This is a genomic window from Streptomyces collinus Tu 365 (assembly GCF_000444875.1).
In the GTDB taxonomy this organism is placed as follows: Bacteria; Actinomycetota; Actinomycetes; order Streptomycetales; family Streptomycetaceae; genus Streptomyces; species Streptomyces collinus_A.
Window position 1 is genome coordinate 4,769,909 of record NC_021985.1, and the last position, 14,704, is coordinate 4,784,612.

Here is a 14,704-nt window from a genome sequence, read left to right on the forward strand (position 1 = left end):
CACCTTCAACTGGGTTGAAACACAAGTACGATGACGGGCGATCAGACCGTGACCGGGATCTGGCGTCTGCTAGTGATTGAGGGATCACATGTCGTCCTACTTCAGCGACCTGGCCCAGCAGTACATCGACGGTGAATGGCGTCCGGGCACCGGTTCCTGGGATGTCATCGACTTCAACCCGTACGACGACGAGAAGCTGGCCTCGATCACCGTGGCCACGGTCGACGAGGTCGACCAGGCCTACCAGGCCGCCGCGCGCGCCCAGAAGCAGTGGGCGGCGACCAACCCGTACACCCGGCGCGCGGTCTTCGAGCGGGCGCTGCGGCTGATCGAGGAGCGCGAGCAGGAGATAGCCGACCTGATCATCGCGGAACTCGGCGGCACGCGTGTGAAGGCCGGCTTCGAGCTGCACCTCGCCAAGGAGTTCCTGCGCGAGTCGGTCCATCTGGCGCTGCGCCCCGAGGGGAGGATCCTGCCCTCGCCGGCCGACGGCAAGGAGAACCGCGTCTACCGGGTGCCGGTCGGGGTGGTGGGCGTGATCAGCCCCTTCAACTTCCCGTTCCTGCTGTCGATCAAGTCGGTCGCCCCGGCCCTCGCGCTGGGCAACGCCGTGGTGCTCAAGCCGCACCAGAACACCCCGATCGCCGGCGGTACCCTCCTCGCCAAGATCTTCGAGGAGGCCGGCCTGCCCGGCGGTCTGCTGAACGTGGTCGTCACCGACATCGCCGAGATCGGCGACGCGTTCATCGAGCACCCGGTGCCCAAGGTCATCTCGTTCACCGGCTCCGACAAGGTCGGCCGGCACGTTGCCACCGTCTGCGCCGCCAACTTCAAGCGCTCGGTGCTGGAACTGGGCGGCAACAGCGCGCTGGTCGTCCTGGACGACGCCGACCTCGACTACGCGGTGGACGCCGCGGTCTTCAGCCGGTACGTCCACCAGGGCCAGGTCTGCATGGCCGCGAACCGGGTGCTCGTCGACCGCTCGGTCGCCGACGAGTTCACCGAGAAGTTCGTCGGCAAGGTCCGGTCCCTCAAGGTGGGCGACCCGCGCGACCCGCAGACCGTCATCGGCCCGGTCATCAACTCCGCCCAGGCGAACGCCCTCACGGGGACGGTCGAGCAGGCGCTCGCCGAGGGCGCCACGGCCCTGGTGCACGGCACCACCACCGGCAACCTGGTCGAGCCCAGCGTGCTCACCGGCCTGCCGGCGGACTCCGCCCTGCTGCGCCAGGAGGTCTTCGGCCCGGTCGTCTTCCTGGTGCCCTTCGACGGCGAGGAGGAGGCGGTCCGGATCGTCAACGACACCCCGTACGGCCTCAGCGGCGCCGTCCACACCGGGGACGTCGAGCGCGGTGTGGCCTTCGCCCGGCAGATCGACACCGGCATGTTCCACGTGAACGACGGCACGGTGCACGACGAGCCGCTGGTCCCGTTCGGCGGTGAGAAGCACTCCGGCATCGGCCGGCTGAACGGCGAGACCACCCTGGAGGCCTTCACCACCGTCAAGTGGATCTCGGTGCAGCACGGCCGCAGCGGCTTCCCGTTCTGACCCCTCCTCGCTGATCTCGCGATCTCACCGACCCTCTTCGCGTCATTTGCGCGCGCCGGGCCCTTGCGGACAGAAGCTGACCGCAAGGGCCCGTAGCTTCGTCGGTGTCAGGGAAAGACGGGATCCGATGAGAGGCGGCCGGTCATGGTCACACACGTAGCGGCGGAGGCTCGGGGCGACGAGCGCGGGGCGCTGCTGGCGTTCCTGGAGGAGCAGCGCGGGGGGATCCGCCGGGCGCTGCTCGGGCTGACCGAGGAGCAGGCCCGTTCCCGCCCCAGCGCCAGCGAGCTGTCCCTGGGCGGCCTGCTCAAGCACGTCGCCGAGACCGAGCAGGGCTGGCTGGCCCGGGCCCGGCAGGAGCCGCCGGCCGTCCCGCGTGACGAGTCGAACTGGCACGAGACCTTCCAGCTGACCGGTGACGAGACGGTCGCCTCCCAGCTCGCGTACTGGGCGGAGGTCGCCGCCGGGACGGAGAAGTACATCCGCTCCGCGCCCAGCCTGGACGACACCTTCCCGCTGCCGCCGGACCCCTGGTTCCCGCCGGAGGGCCGGGTCTCGCTGCGCTGGCTGTGCCTGCACCTGATCCGCGAGACGGCCCGGCACGCCGGCCACGCCGACATCATCCGCGAGTCGCTGGACGGCAGGACGGCGTTCGAGCTGGTGGCCCTGGAACAGCAGGGCGGCTGAACGGAGTTCGCAAGGCCGGCGCCGGCCGGGCCCCACGGGGCCCGGCCCGGTCCGGACGACGGGCCCTAGTGGTGGAAGCTGGTCGCCGCCGCCTTGTCCCGGGTCTGCGGGTGCGGCTGCCGGCGCAGCTCGGGCAGCAGGCGGGACAGGTCGTCCATGAAGAGGTCGGCGAGGTCGCGGGAGAAGCCGTTGCGGCACACGATCCGCACCACGGACAGGTCCTCCCGGTTCGGCGGGAAGGTGTAGGCGGGCACCAGCCAGCCGCTCTCGCGCAGCCGCCGGGAGAGGTCGAACACGTCGTACGACTCGACGCCCGGCGCGGTCGTGAAGGCGAACACCGGCAGCTCGTCGCCCCGGGTCAGCAGGCGGAAGTCGTCGAGCGCCTCGATCCGGTCCGCCAGCTCGGTCGCCACGTCCCGCGTGGTCTGCTGCACCGCCCGGTAGCCCTCGCGGCCCAGCCGAAGGAACGTGTAGTACTGCGCCACCACCTGGGCGCCGGGGCGGGAGAAGTTGAGCGCGAAGGTGGGCATGTCGCCGCCCAGGTAGTTGACCCGGAAGACCAGCTCCTCGGGCAGCGACTCCCCGTCCCGCCACAGCGCCCAGCCGACACCCGGGTACACCAGGCCGTACTTGTGCCCCGAGGTGTTGATCGACGCCACACGCGGCAGCCGGAAGTCCCACACCAGGTCCTCGTCCAGGAAGGGCGCCACCATCGCGCCGGACGCGCCGTCCACGTGCACGGGCACGTCGAGGCCGGTGCGCTCCTGGAGGGCGTCGAGGGCCGCGCACAGGTCCGCGATCGGCTCGTACGACCCGTCGAAGGTCGAGCCGAGGATGCCGACGACCCCGATGGTGTTCTCGTCGCACAGCTCGGCCGCCGCCTGCGGGTCCAGGTGGTAGCGGTCGCCCTCCATCGGGACCAGCCGGGCCTCCACCTCCCAGAAGTTGCAGAACTTCTCCCAGCACACCTGGACGTTGACGCCCATGACCAGGTTCGGGCGGGCTCCCGGGTAGCGGTCCGCGTTGCGCTTCGCCCAGCGCCGCTTGAGCGCCATGCCGGCGAGCATGCACGCCTCGCTCGACCCCGTGGTCGAACAGCCCACGGCGGCGGCCGGGTCGGGCGCGTTCCACAGGTCGGCGAGCATCGCCACACAGCGCCGCTCCAGTTCGGCGGTGCGCGGGTACTCGTCCTTGTCGATCATGTTCTTGTCGCGGCACTCCGCCATCAGGTCCCCGGCCTGCGGCTCCATCCAGGTGGTGACGAAGGTGGCCAGGTTCAGCCGGGAGTTGCCGTCCAGCATCAGCTCGTCGTGCACGAGCTGCGCCGCCGTGTCGGGCGGCAGGGGCGAGTCGGGCAGCCGGTGCTTGGGCGGGGCCTGGGTCATCTCGGCGACCGGGTTCGCCTGCCCGAAGAACGGGTTGACCGACATCGGCCGCTCGTTGTGCTTCTCGGGGCCTTCGTGCAGAGCCATGAACGTGCCTCCAGACGGGGAGTGAGGATCAGCGGACCGGTGTGCCGTCCTCGCGCAGCTGCATCTGCGGCCGCCCGGTGACCAGCAGCCAGGCGGGCAGCGAAGCGATGCACAGCAGGGCGATGATCGCGGGTGAGGCCACCAGCACGGCGGCCGTGAACAGGCTCACCCAGCCCTGCCGGGTGATCGCCAGGAGGATGCCCAGCACCGCCGTGGCCACACCCAGGGCGGCCGGCACGCCGGGGACCAGCGCGTGTGCGCACAGACCCAGGGCGGTGCCGATGAAGACGGCGGGGAAGATGCGCCCGCCGCGGAAGCCGCTGGAGGCCGCCACCACCAGCGCGGCCAGCTTCACGACGGCCATCAGGGCGAACTGCCCGGCCGTCCAGCCCGCGGGGTCGTGCGCCAGCTCCGAGACCTCGGCCAGCCCCTTGAAGAGCGTCAGATGGCCGCCCAGGGCCGCCAGTGCCCCGAGGACGACGCCGCCGGCCGGGAGCATCAGCATCGGGTGGCGCAGCCGCTGGAAGGCGGCGTGGACGTACGGGAAGGCCGCGACGGCGCACAGGCCGAGCAGGGCCGCCGCCGGGGCGATCACCACCGCGGCCAGCACGTCCTGCCAGTGCGGGGCCCCCATCGCGGGCAGCCCGAGGTCGAAGGCGGGACGGAAGAGCAGGGTGGTGGTCATGGCCCCGACCGCGGCCGCCGTCAGCGGCGCGAACAGGTTGTCCCACAGCATCCCCCGGATCGGCCGCCCGGCCAGCGCCTCGGAGATGACCAGCGCCGCCGCGACGGGCGTGCCGAACAGCGCCCCGATCGTCCCCGCCTCGGCCAGCATCGGCCACAGCGCGCCCGGCGCGCGGCGCATCCAGCGGCCGCCCAGCCAGGCCGCCACGCTCACGTTCACGGCGATGATCGGGTTCTCCGGGCCGAGGCTCGGGCCGCCGGCCAGCATCAGGGCGGTGGCCAGCAGCAGGCCGGGCAGCACCAGCGGAGGCAGAGCGGGCGCGTTCAGGCCGGTCGTGGCGGGGTCGGGCCCGGCGTGCCCGGGCACCTTCCAGACCACCAGGCCGACGGCGATGCCGGTCGCCACGAGCATGACGAACATCCACAGCACCGAGTACGGGCCCACCCCCAGCGCGTGGGGCAGCGGCCCCCACAGCACGTGCTGGAGCTGCTCGGCCGCCGAGCTCACACCGATGTACAGCAGACTCGCGCCCACGCCCACGGCCACCGCGGGCAGCACCAGCGGCAGCAGCGTCCGCGCCGGGGTCGCCGGGCGGGTCGTGCGAGCCTGCTGCTCGGTGTCCTGGGCCACGGGCTCACCATAAGCGGACAGAACATAACGAACACCCCGAGGCGGACGCGGCTTGCACCTCACGCGACGTCAGGCCTCACCGTGGACGGCGTACCGACGTCACCGACGACAAGGAGCGAGAGGTGGGCTACCTGGTGGGACAGGTCGCGGGGTTCGCCGGCATCACGGTGCGCACCCTGCACCACTACGACGAGATCGGACTGCTCGTGCCGGGTGAGCGCACCCACGCCGGGCACCGGCGCTACACCGGGGCCGACCTCGACCGGCTCCAGCAGATCCTGTTCTACCGCGAGCTCGGCTTCCCGCTCGACGAGGTCGCGGCCCTGCTCGACGACCCGGACACGGACCCGGCCGCGCACCTGCGCCGCCAGCACGGCCTGCTGACCGCCCGGATCGAGAAGCTGCAGAAGATGGCCGCGGCCGTGGAACACGCCATGGAGGCACACAAGATGGGCATCGACCTCACCCCCGAGGAGCGGTTCGAGGTCTTCGGGGAGAACGATCCGGAGAAGTACGCCGAGGAGACCGAGCGGCGCTGGGGCGGCACCGAGGCCTACGCGGAGTCGCAGCGCCGCGCCGCCCGCTACACCAAGGACGACTGGAAGCGCGTGCGGGCCGAGAGCGACGAGTGGACCGCGCGCTACGTCGCCCTGATGACCGCGGGCGGCCTGCCGTCCGGCGAGGCGGCCATGGACCTGGCCGAGGAGCACCGCCTGCACATCGGCAAGTGGTTCTACGAGTGCCCGCACGCCATGCACCGCTGCCTGGGCGGCATGTACGTCGCCGACGAGCGCTTCAGGGCGTTCTACGACTCCACCCGGCCCGGGTTCGCCGACCACCTGAGCGAGGCGATCGCCACGAACGCCGACCGGCACACCGCGTGACCCCTGGCCCGGGGCTACTCCCGGGCCAGGACCACCGCGGTCCCGTACGCGCACACCTCCGTGCCCACGTCCGCCGCCTCGGTCACGTCGAACCGGAACATCAGCACGCCGTTGGCCCCACGCGCGCGTGCCTGCTCCACCAGGCGTTCCATGGCCTGGTTGCGGGTCTGCACGAGCGTCTTGGTGAGCCCCTTCAGCTCGCCGCCGATCATCGACTTCAGCCCGGCGCCGATCTGGCTGCCGAGGTGCCGGGAGCGCACGGTGAGCCCGAACACCTCGCCCAGCACCTGCTGCACCCGGTGGCCGGGCACGTCGTTCGTCGTCACGACCAGCACGTCCGGCTGGGGCCCCTGGCCGCCGCCGTAGTCATCGAGTCCCATGGCTCACAGCTTTGCCCGGGTCGTCGCACAGTGCATCCTGGAGTCGCCGGTGGAACCCGGGGCGGTCACCTCACGTTGATAGCTTTGTGCGGCCGTCCCCCAGACGCCGTAGCCGCCTCTTCCCCTCAGGAGCCCGGACCCCGTGATGACACTCGCCCTCGGCCCGAGCTGGCTCGATCCCAACCACCTGCTCAGCACCTACAGCATCTGGGGTCTGCTGCTCATCGTCTTCGCCGAGTCCGGCCTGCTCATCGGCTTCTTCCTGCCGGGCGACTCGCTGCTGTTCACCTGCGGCCTGCTGATCACCGGCCACAAGCTGGACTTCCCGCTGTGGGGCGCGATCGCCCTGATCTGCCTGGCCGCGGTCCTGGGCGACCAGGCGGGCTACATGTTCGGCAAGAAGGTCGGCCCGTCGCTGTTCAACCGGCCGGACTCCCGTCTGTTCAAGCAGGAGAACGTCACCAAGGCGCACGAGTTCTTCGAGAAGTACGGCCCGAAGTCCCTGGTCCTGGCCCGCTTCGTGCCCGTCGTGCGCACCTTCACGCCGATCATCGCCGGCGTCAGCGGCATGAAGTACCGCTCCTTCGTGGTCTTCAACGTCATCGGCGGCGTCCTGTGGGGAGCCGGTGTCACCCTGCTCGGCTCCTGGCTGGGCAAGCACGACGTCGTCAAGAACAACATCGAGGCGATCCTCATCCTGATCGTCCTGGTGTCGGTGGTCCCCATCGCGATCGAGTTCCTCCGCGCGCGCGGCAAGGCCAGGAAGGAAGCCGCGGCCGGCCCGGCCGAGCGGCAGGCGGACCCCGGGCAGTTCCGGCCCCCGCACCAGTCGGGGCCGGTCATGGACGACGCCACCACGCGCCTGCGCCGCATCGAGCCCGAGCAGCCGCAGTACCGGCCCCGGCACCAGTCCCAGCCGCAGCAGTACCAGGAGCCCCGGCAGGAGCAGGGCCACTGGGACCAGGGCGGCTACGGCGACCGCTCCTACGACCAGCAGGGGTACCCGCAGCAGCACGATCCGCAGCAGCCCGCCCACCAGCAGTACGGACAGCCCCGGTACGACCAGCAGCAGCCCGCCCCGCAGCAGCACCACGGGCACCCCGGCTACGGTGGGCAGGGCCATGACCAGCAGGGCCATGACCAGCAGGGTTACGGCCGGCAGGGTTACGACCAGCAGGGCCATGAACAGCCCGGTTACCACCAGCAGGGCTACGGCCGGCAGGGGTACGACGAGCAGGGCTACGACGAGCAGGGCTACGACCAGCAGCAGTACCCGTACGGCCACCGCGACCGCTGAGCGGCCGGGCGGTCAGAAGCCGCGCGTGCGCTTCGCCGCCCGCCGCTTGCCGGCGGAGCCGATCCGCAGGGTCAGCCGGGAGATCTCCGAGCCCAGGTTGACCCCGATCGCGATGGCCATGGCCAGCGACGCCGCGTTCGCCAGCGACACCAGGCCCTTGTCGACCTGGTTCTGCGCCATGTTCAGCAGCCCGAAGTAGGTGGCGGAACCCGGCAGCAGGGGCCCGATCGCCGCCGTCGTGTACGGCAGCGCGGAGGCGAACCGGTAGCGGGACAGCAACTGCCCGAACAGCCCGACGAGGCCCGCTGCCACGGCCGTGGACGCCACCGGCGAGATACGGCCCGCGACGTGCATCGCGCCGTACACCGACCACGCGACCCCGCCGTTGAGCGTGACCCACACCACCGTGGACCGCTCCTGCTGGAGCAGCACCGCGAAGGTCAGCGACAGCAGCATGGAGGCCACGATCTGCACCACCGGCCGCTGCGAGACGATCAGCGCCGCGTCCGGGTTCAGCTGGCCGCCCACCTTCACGCCGAAGTACAGGACGATCAGCACGCCGGTGACGATGCCGACGAAGAAGTACATGACCTCCAGCAGCCGGGCCGACGCCGTGATGTAGAACCCCGTCAGCCCGTCCTGCACGCCCGCCACCAGGGCCCGCCCGGGTAGCAGCGCGAACAGACCACCGGTGACCACGGCGGACCCGGCCACGCCCACGTGCGCCAGCGCGAACGCCACCCCGATCGCCGCGGGGGGCATCGCGGCCACCGTGAACTGGTAGAACTCCGGCAGCCCGCGCCCCGCGCACAGCCACGCCAGCCGGTCGCCGAGCATCGCGCCCAGCGCGGCCGCCACGAACACCAGCACGTCACCGCCGACCAGCACCGAGGCGGAGCCCGCGAGCAGCCCGCTCGCCAGGGTCAGCGCCCAGCCGGGGTACGGGTGCCGGTTGCGGCGGATCTCCGCCAGCCGCCGGTACGCCTCCTCGAGGGAGACATGGGCCTCCGGGTCGGTCAGGTCGTCCACCAGCCGGAACACGGCCGCCAGCCGGGTGTAGTCCGTGCCACGCCGCCGTACCGTCCGCGACGCCGTGACCGGGTCGTCCACCAGGGACGGCTGGTGGGAGATCGACAGCAGCGTGAAGGTGACGTTCGGCTCGCAGCGGTCCAGGCCGTAGGACCGGCACACCGCGAACATCGCGGCCTCCACGTCCTCCGCACCCTCACCGCCCGCCAGCAGCAGCTCGCCGATACGCAGCGTCAGGTCGAGCACGCGCGGGACCGCGGGCCCGCCCTCCTCGGCCCGCTGCACGGGCTCGGGCGCCGGCCGCTCGGTCACCGGCATGCGCAGCATCGTGCGCATCCGGTCCTGCCAGGGCGCGTCCTTGATCAGGCTGACCGCGGGGATGCCCGTCGCCGGGGTGAACGCCGGCGGGGCGTCCTGGGCGCTGTAGGTGCTCGGCAGGCTGAACGCCGACCCCTCCGCCTCCGCGGCCGGCGGCTGCCGCGTCTGCAGACCCGACGGCACCGCGAACTCGGACGTGGTCTCCGGCTCACCGCCGCCCTTGGACACCTCCAGGCCCGCGGGGATGGCGAACTCGGACGTGATCTCCGGGTCGTAGGTGGTCCGCGCCTCGTCCGACCGCGGCTTCCTGTCCTCCGCCTGCGTCACCTCGTACCGCTCCCTGAACGACGCCTTCCGTCAGCCTCAGTATGCGCACGCGTACGCGAACGGGCCGCGCCCACCCCCGAGAGGGTGACCGCGGCCCGTGGCAGGCAAACCGGCCGGTCAGTGACCGCCCGTCTCCTTGAAGCGCTTGTACGAACGCTCGATCTCCAGCTCCGCGTCCGTGCGGCCGACCCAGTTGGCACCCTCGACCGACTTGCCGGGCTCCAGGTCCTTGTACACCTCGAAGAAGTGCTGGATCTCCAGGCGGTCGAACTCCGACACGTGGTGGATGTCGCGCAGGTGCTCCACCCGCGGGTCGGTGGCCGGGACGCACAGCAGCTTGTCGTCGCCGCCCGCCTCGTCCGTCATCCGGAACATGCCGATCGCACGGCACTTGATCAGGCAACCCGGGAAGGTCGGCTCGTCCAGGATGACCAGCGCGTCCAGCGGGTCGCCGTCCTCGCCGAGGGTGTTCTCGACGAAGCCGTAGTCGGTCGGGTAGGCGGTCGAGGTGAAGAGGCGACGGTCCAGGCGGATCCGACCGGTCTCGTGGTCCACCTCGTACTTGTTCCGCGAACCCTTCGGGATCTCGATCGTGACGTCGAACTCCACCGGTGGCTCCTCCATGATCAGCACATAGTTCTGGTGATTAAGTGTCCCTCACGCAGGTGTGTGATCGCGAAAGGGGCTGGTGGTCGTGCCAGAGGTGAGACCTTGGCGAGCCGCGAAGCCGCATGTGGTGCGGATCGCGAACGCCGTACGACCGCGTCTGGCGCGTGCGGCGGCGGCCGCGAAGCCGCGGGTCACGCGGCTGACGGAGGCGGTACGACCCGGGCCGGACCGCCCTTCCCGCACGCGGAACGTCCGGACCTGGCAGTACAGCGCGGGCGCCGCCACCGCCGGGCTGGCACTGGCCGCCGGTGTGGTGACCGCCGCCGGCCCCTGGGACGCCAACGGTCAGCGTACGGCCGAACGCGACCGGGCCGCCGCCCTGGAGCGATCAGGTGGCGCAGATCACGGCTCCTCCGGCACCGCCTCCGGGGCGCCCCGGCCCGCCCCCAGCGCCGCGGCCGTCCTCGCCGGCCTGGACGCCGGCGCGGACACCGTCAGCACCAAGAAGGCCCCGCCCGGCCGGAAGGCCCTCGCGGACGTCCTGAAGCCGCTCCTGAACGCCCCCGCGCTCGGCGGCACCCACACCGCGTCCGTCGTGGACATCGGCACCGGCAGGCGGCTCTACGGCTCCGGCGCCGGCAAGGCGCTCACCCCCGCCTCCACCACCAAGATCGCCACCGCCGTCGCCGCGCTGTCCGCCCTCGGCCCCGACCACCGCTTCACCACCCGCACCGCCCTCGAACCCGGCACCGGGGAACTCGTCCTCGTCGGCGGCGGCGACCCCACCCTCACCGCCCACCGGAAGGCCGACGGCTGGGCGAGCCTGCGGACGCTCGCCACCGGCACCGCCGGGGCACTGAAGAAGCGCGGCGTCCACGAGGTCACGCTCTCCTACGACACCACGCTCTACTCCGGCCCCGCCCTGCACCGCATCGGCGTCAACGAGAACCTCGCCCCCGTCAGCGCGCTCACCGTGGACGAGGGCCGCACGGACGCGTCGAGCAGCGGCCCCGTCACCCGGGTCGGCGACCCGGCCGCGGACGCGGCGCACAAGTTCGCCGGCTTCCTGAACGACGCCGGCGTCAAGACCTCGGCGCCCGGCCCCTCCAAGGCCGGCGGCACCGCCGAGACCCTCGCCACCGTCTCCTCGCCCCCGCTGTCGGCCCTGGTCGAGCGCATGCTGACCAACAGCGACAACGACATCGCCGAGGCCCTGGCCCGCCACACCGCCCTGGCGAGCGGCGGCCAGGCGAGCTACGCGGGCGGCGCCAAGGCCGTCGCCGCCCGGCTCGGCAGGCTCGGCCTGCCCCTGTCCGGCACCGCCTTCCACGACGGCAGCGGCCTCGACCGCGACGACCGGCTCACGGCCGACCTGCTCACCGCCCTGCTGGTCAAGGCCGGCGACCCGGCGGACCCCGGCCTGCGCCCGGTCCTCACCGGCCTGCCCGTCGCCGGCTTCACCGGCACCCTGGCCGCCCGCTACAGCAACGGCGCCGCGGGCGTCGTACGCGCCAAGACCGGCACCCTGACCGGCGTGAACACGCTGGCCGGCACGGTCGTCGACCAGGACGGCCGGCTCCTCGCCTTCGCCTTCCTGGCCTCCGGCACCACCAACCCGCCCGAGGCTCAGGCGGCCCTGGACGTGACGGCCACGGCGCTGGCCGGGTGCGGCTGTGGGTGACCCCGGGGCCGCGCGACCCGGCCGGCCCCGCCCCGCGCACGGCCTGCCCCAAGCGGTGACGCTCACGTACCGTTGACGCATGACGAGCTTCGGTGGCACCGCTTCTCCCGGGATGGTCGACTGGAACCTCGCGGTGGCGACCGCGACACGGCTCGTACGACCGGGCCCCGAGGTCAGCCGTGACGAGGCCCGCTCCGTCGTCGCGGAGCTGCGCCGGCACGCCAAGGCATCGGAGGAGCACGTCCGGGGCTTCACCCGGCTCGGCACCGGCGATACCCACGACACCCCGGTCCTCGTCGTCGACCGCCCCGGCTGGGTGCGGGCCAACGTCGCCGGCTTCCGGGAACTCCTCAAGCCGCTCCTGGACAAGATGCAGGAACGTCGCGGCAACAGCCCGGGCAACGCCGTCCTCGGCACCGTCGGCGGCAAGGTCACCGGCGTCGAACTCGGCATGCTGCTCTCGTTCCTGTCCTCCCGCGTCCTCGGCCAGTACGAGACCTTCGCCCCCTCCACCCGCGACCTCCCGGCCGGCGAGAACGGCGGCGGCCGCCTGCTCCTCGTCGCCCCCAACATCGTCCACGTGGAGCGCGAACTCGACGTCGAGCCGCACGACTTCCGGCTCTGGGTGTGCCTCCACGAGGAGACCCACCGCACCCAGTTCACCGCCGTGCCCTGGCTCCGCGACCATCTCGAGGGTGAAATCCAGTCGTTCTTGGCCGAGACCGACGTCGACCCGATGACCGTCCTCGAACGCGTCAGGGACGCCGCCCAGTCCCTCGCCGGCGGACGCCCCGAGGGCGAGGAGGACGACGGCGGACGCTCGTTCGTCGAACTCGTGCAGACCCCGGCCCAGCGCGAGATCCTCGGCCGCCTCACCGCCGTCATGTCCCTGCTCGAAGGCCACGCCGACTTCGTCATGGACGGCGTGGGACCGCAGGTCGTGCCGTCCGTCGCCGAGATCCGCGAGAAGTTCCAGCAGCGCCGCGCCAAGGGCGCCTCCCGTCTCGACCTCGCGCTGCGCAAACTCCTGGGCCTGGACGCCAAACTGAGGCAGTACCGGGACGGCGAACGCTTCGTCCGCGGCGTCGTCGACCAGGTCGGCATGGACGGCTTCAACCGCGTGTGGACCTCGCCCAACACCCTGCCCACCAAGGCCGAGATCGCCGCTCCGGCGGACTGGGTCGCCCGCGTGCACCGCAAGGCGGAGTCGTGAACCGGTGAGCAGGTCGTGAAAGGAATCCGGCCGACGGCAGGTGAACGCCTCCCCAATCACCCGTCCGAGGGACCGTGAGCCATGGGTAGGCGTGCAATGCTCGGGGAACGGCCCGCTTCTGTCACCATCTACACACTCTGAGTGACCGGATTCGGGCTCGCCCCCCGACAACTTCATGAAGGGAACCGGACATGGGTCCCCATCCTGCGGTCGCAGCGATACGCCTGGCGGTTCGCCGCGTCCTCCACGACCTCCTCACCGACCACAGCCGAACACCCGAGAAAGCGGCGGCGGCCACCGCGGCCCCCGAAGGCGCCCGCGCGCCGGGCCGCGCCGAGCGCCCCGCCCCGCTCGTCCTCGTCGCGTGCTCCGGCGGCGCCGACTCCATGGCGCTCGCCTCCGCCCTCGCCTTCGAAGCCCCCAAGCTCGGCATCCGCGCCGGCGGCGTCACCGTCGACCACGGCCTCCAGCCCGGCTCCGGCCTGCGCGCCGACGAAGTCGTCCTCAGGCTGCGCGAACTCGGCCTCGACCCGGTCGAGTCCATCGCCGTGACGGTGGGCCGCGAGGGCGGCCCCGAAGCCGCCGCCCGCGACGCCCGCTACGCGGCCCTCGACGACGCCGCCCTCCGCCACGGCGCCGACGCGATCCTGCTCGGCCACACCCGTGACGACCAGGCCGAGACCGTCCTGCTGGGCCTCGCCCGCGGCTCCGGCATCCGCTCCCTGTCCGGCATGGCCGCGGTCTCGGGGGCCGACGGCCGCTACCGGCGCCCCTTCCTCCACCTCGACCGGCAGACCGCCCGCAAGGCCTGCATGGTCCAGTCCCTGCCCGTCTGGGACGACCCGCACAACGCCGACCCCGCCTACACCCGCTCCCGGCTGCGCCACGAGGGCCTGCCCGCCCTGGAGAAGGCCCTCGGCAAGGGCGTCGTGGAAGCCCTGGCCCGCACCGCCCAGCTCTCCCGCGACGACGCGGACGCCCTCGACGCCTGGGCCAGCCAGGCCGAGGCCTCCGTACGCGACGCCGCAGGGCAGCTGGAGTGCGCCAAGCTCTACGCCCTGCCGCCCGCCGTACGCCGCCGCATCCTGCGCCGCGCCGCCATCGAGGCGGGCGCTCCGGCCGGCTCGCTCTTCGCCCGCCACATCGAGGAAGTCGACCGGCTGATCACCGGCTGGCGCGGCCAGAAGGCCATCAATCTCCCGGGCAAAGTCGTCGCCCGGCGCCAGGGTGGCAGACTGGTGATTCGGCAAGGCTGAATCCCGACCTCCCGGAGCGACACTCCGGCGGCCGGTCCGGGAAGCCGGAGGCCGTAAGTGCGGGACGACCGAAAGTGATGCGGGTGGACGCGAAAGACATGGGTGCCGACCTCCAGCAGGTGCTCATCACCAAGGAAGAGATCGACGCGAAGCTGGCCGAGCTGGCCGCGAAGATCGACGCGGAGTACGCGGGCAAGGACCTGCTGATCGTCGGCGTGCTCAAGGGCGCCGTGATGGTCATGGCGGACCTCGCCCGGTCGCTGTCCACCCCCGTCACCATGGACTGGATGGCCGTGTCCTCCTACGGCGCGGGCACCCAGTCCTCCGGTGTCGTCCGGATCCTGAAGGACCTCGACACCGACATCAAGGGCAAGCACGTCCTGATCGTCGAGGACATCATCGACTCCGGCCTGACCCTGTCCTGGCTGATCAACAACCTCGGGTCCCGCGAGCCCGCCACCCTCAAGGTGTGCACGCTGCTGCGCAAGCCCGACGCCGCCAAGGTCGCCATCGACGTCGAGTGGGTCGGTTTCGACATCCCGAACGAGTTCGTCGTGGGCTACGGCCTCGACTACGCCGAGAAGTACCGCAACCTGCCGTTCGTGGGTACGCTCGCGCCCCACGTCTACGGCGGCTGACCGGCGGCTGCGCCCACCGGGCCAGCCCCTGTAAGACGATCGGGAACCC

The 14,704-nt window shown here is 72.0% G+C and carries 13 protein-coding genes; 8 read left to right on the top strand and 5 right to left on the bottom strand.

Annotated features, from left to right (window positions below):
- The first annotated feature begins 88 nt into the window (after window positions 1-88).
- Both B446_RS20710 and B446_RS20715 read left to right on the top strand, forming a co-directional pair.
- Window positions 89-1,549 carry an aldehyde dehydrogenase family protein gene (locus tag B446_RS20710; RefSeq protein ID WP_020941394.1) on the top strand — a complete coding sequence of 487 codons (1,461 nt, stop codon included), beginning with the start codon at window positions 89-91 and terminating at the stop codon, window positions 1,547-1,549.
- Window positions 1,550-1,693: 144 nt separating this feature from the next.
- A complete protein-coding gene (locus B446_RS20715) occupies window positions 1,694-2,236 on the top strand; it encodes a DinB family protein (protein ID WP_020941395.1) in 543 nt (180 codons plus the stop codon).
- Between the two features lie 65 nt (window positions 2,237-2,301).
- Here the strand turns inward: B446_RS20715 and B446_RS20720 are convergent, their stop codons facing one another.
- Window positions 2,302-3,708: a glutamate decarboxylase gene (locus B446_RS20720; protein WP_020941396.1), complete on the bottom strand. Its 1,407-nt coding sequence runs from the start codon at window positions 3,706-3,708 to the stop codon at window positions 2,302-2,304.
- A gap of 28 nt (window positions 3,709-3,736) precedes the next feature.
- A complete protein-coding gene (locus tag B446_RS20725; RefSeq protein ID WP_020941397.1) occupies window positions 3,737-5,023 on the bottom strand; it encodes an ion channel protein in 1,287 nt (428 codons plus the stop codon).
- Window positions 5,024-5,145: 122 nt separating this feature from the next.
- Between B446_RS20725 and B446_RS20730 the strand changes: the two genes are divergently transcribed.
- On the top strand, window positions 5,146-5,907 hold the full coding sequence (locus B446_RS20730) for a MerR family transcriptional regulator (protein ID WP_020941398.1): 762 nt from the start codon (window positions 5,146-5,148) through the stop codon (window positions 5,905-5,907).
- A 14-nt stretch (window positions 5,908-5,921) separates the two neighbouring features.
- Here the strand turns inward: B446_RS20730 and B446_RS20735 are convergent, their stop codons facing one another.
- Window positions 5,922-6,287 carry a YbjQ family protein gene (locus tag B446_RS20735; RefSeq protein ID WP_020941399.1) on the bottom strand — a complete coding sequence of 122 codons (366 nt, stop codon included), beginning with the start codon at window positions 6,285-6,287 and terminating at the stop codon, window positions 5,922-5,924.
- Between the two features lie 145 nt (window positions 6,288-6,432).
- On the opposite strand from B446_RS20735, the gene B446_RS20740 reads away from it, so the two are divergent.
- Window positions 6,433-7,584: a DedA family protein gene (locus B446_RS20740; RefSeq protein WP_020941400.1), complete on the top strand. Its 1,152-nt coding sequence runs from the start codon at window positions 6,433-6,435 to the stop codon at window positions 7,582-7,584.
- Window positions 7,585-7,596: 12 nt separating this feature from the next.
- Here the strand turns inward: B446_RS20740 and B446_RS20745 are convergent, their stop codons facing one another.
- Complete coding sequence (locus B446_RS20745) at window positions 7,597-9,258, bottom strand: threonine/serine ThrE exporter family protein (RefSeq protein ID WP_020941401.1); 1,662 nt, start codon at window positions 9,256-9,258, stop codon at window positions 7,597-7,599.
- A gap of 117 nt (window positions 9,259-9,375) precedes the next feature.
- On the bottom strand, window positions 9,376-9,867 hold the full coding sequence (locus tag B446_RS20750) for an inorganic diphosphatase (RefSeq protein ID WP_020941402.1): 492 nt from the start codon (window positions 9,865-9,867) through the stop codon (window positions 9,376-9,378).
- 79 nt (window positions 9,868-9,946) lie between these two features.
- Here B446_RS20750 and dacB point away from each other — a divergent pair, with 79 nt between their 5' ends.
- The 4 genes from dacB (at window position 9,947) to hpt (ending at window position 14,655) form a co-directional block, all read left to right on the top strand.
- Complete coding sequence (dacB, locus tag B446_RS20755) at window positions 9,947-11,548, top strand: D-alanyl-D-alanine carboxypeptidase/D-alanyl-D-alanine-endopeptidase (protein WP_234967531.1); 1,602 nt, start codon at window positions 9,947-9,949, stop codon at window positions 11,546-11,548.
- Between the two features lie 79 nt (window positions 11,549-11,627).
- Entirely contained in the window at window positions 11,628-12,761 is a 1,134-nt protein-coding gene (locus B446_RS20760) for a zinc-dependent metalloprotease (RefSeq protein WP_043476149.1), read from the top strand.
- Window positions 12,762-12,952: 191 nt separating this feature from the next.
- Window positions 12,953-14,017 (top strand): tRNA lysidine(34) synthetase TilS, encoded by a 1,065-nt coding sequence (tilS, locus tag B446_RS20765; RefSeq protein WP_020941405.1) that lies wholly within the window; start codon window positions 12,953-12,955, stop codon window positions 14,015-14,017.
- A gap of 77 nt (window positions 14,018-14,094) precedes the next feature.
- Window positions 14,095-14,655, top strand: a complete 561-nt coding sequence (hpt, locus tag B446_RS20770; protein ID WP_043476152.1) for a hypoxanthine phosphoribosyltransferase — start codon at window positions 14,095-14,097, stop codon at window positions 14,653-14,655.
- Window positions 14,656-14,704 lie beyond the last annotated feature (49 nt).

What these genes read in the sequence shown, in the direction of transcription:
- B446_RS20710 (WP_020941394.1), top strand. Translation starts at nt 89, where the DNA reads ATGTCGTCCTACTTCAGCGACCTGGCCCAGCAGTACATCGACGGTGAA.
- B446_RS20715 (WP_020941395.1), top strand. Translation starts at nt 1,694, where the DNA reads ATGGTCACACACGTAGCGGCGGAGGCTCGGGGCGACGAGCGCGGGGCG.
- B446_RS20720 (WP_020941396.1), bottom strand. Translation starts at nt 3,708, where the DNA reads ATGGCTCTGCACGAAGGCCCCGAGAAGCACAACGAGCGGCCGATGTCG.
- B446_RS20735 (WP_020941399.1), bottom strand. Translation starts at nt 6,287, where the DNA reads ATGGGACTCGATGACTACGGCGGCGGCCAGGGGCCCCAGCCGGACGTG.
- B446_RS20740 (WP_020941400.1), top strand. Translation starts at nt 6,433, where the DNA reads ATGACACTCGCCCTCGGCCCGAGCTGGCTCGATCCCAACCACCTGCTC.
- B446_RS20760 (WP_043476149.1), top strand. Translation starts at nt 11,628, where the DNA reads ATGACGAGCTTCGGTGGCACCGCTTCTCCCGGGATGGTCGACTGGAAC.
- tilS (WP_020941405.1), top strand. Translation starts at nt 12,953, where the DNA reads ATGGGTCCCCATCCTGCGGTCGCAGCGATACGCCTGGCGGTTCGCCGC.
- hpt (WP_043476152.1), top strand. Translation starts at nt 14,095, where the DNA reads ATGCGGGTGGACGCGAAAGACATGGGTGCCGACCTCCAGCAGGTGCTC.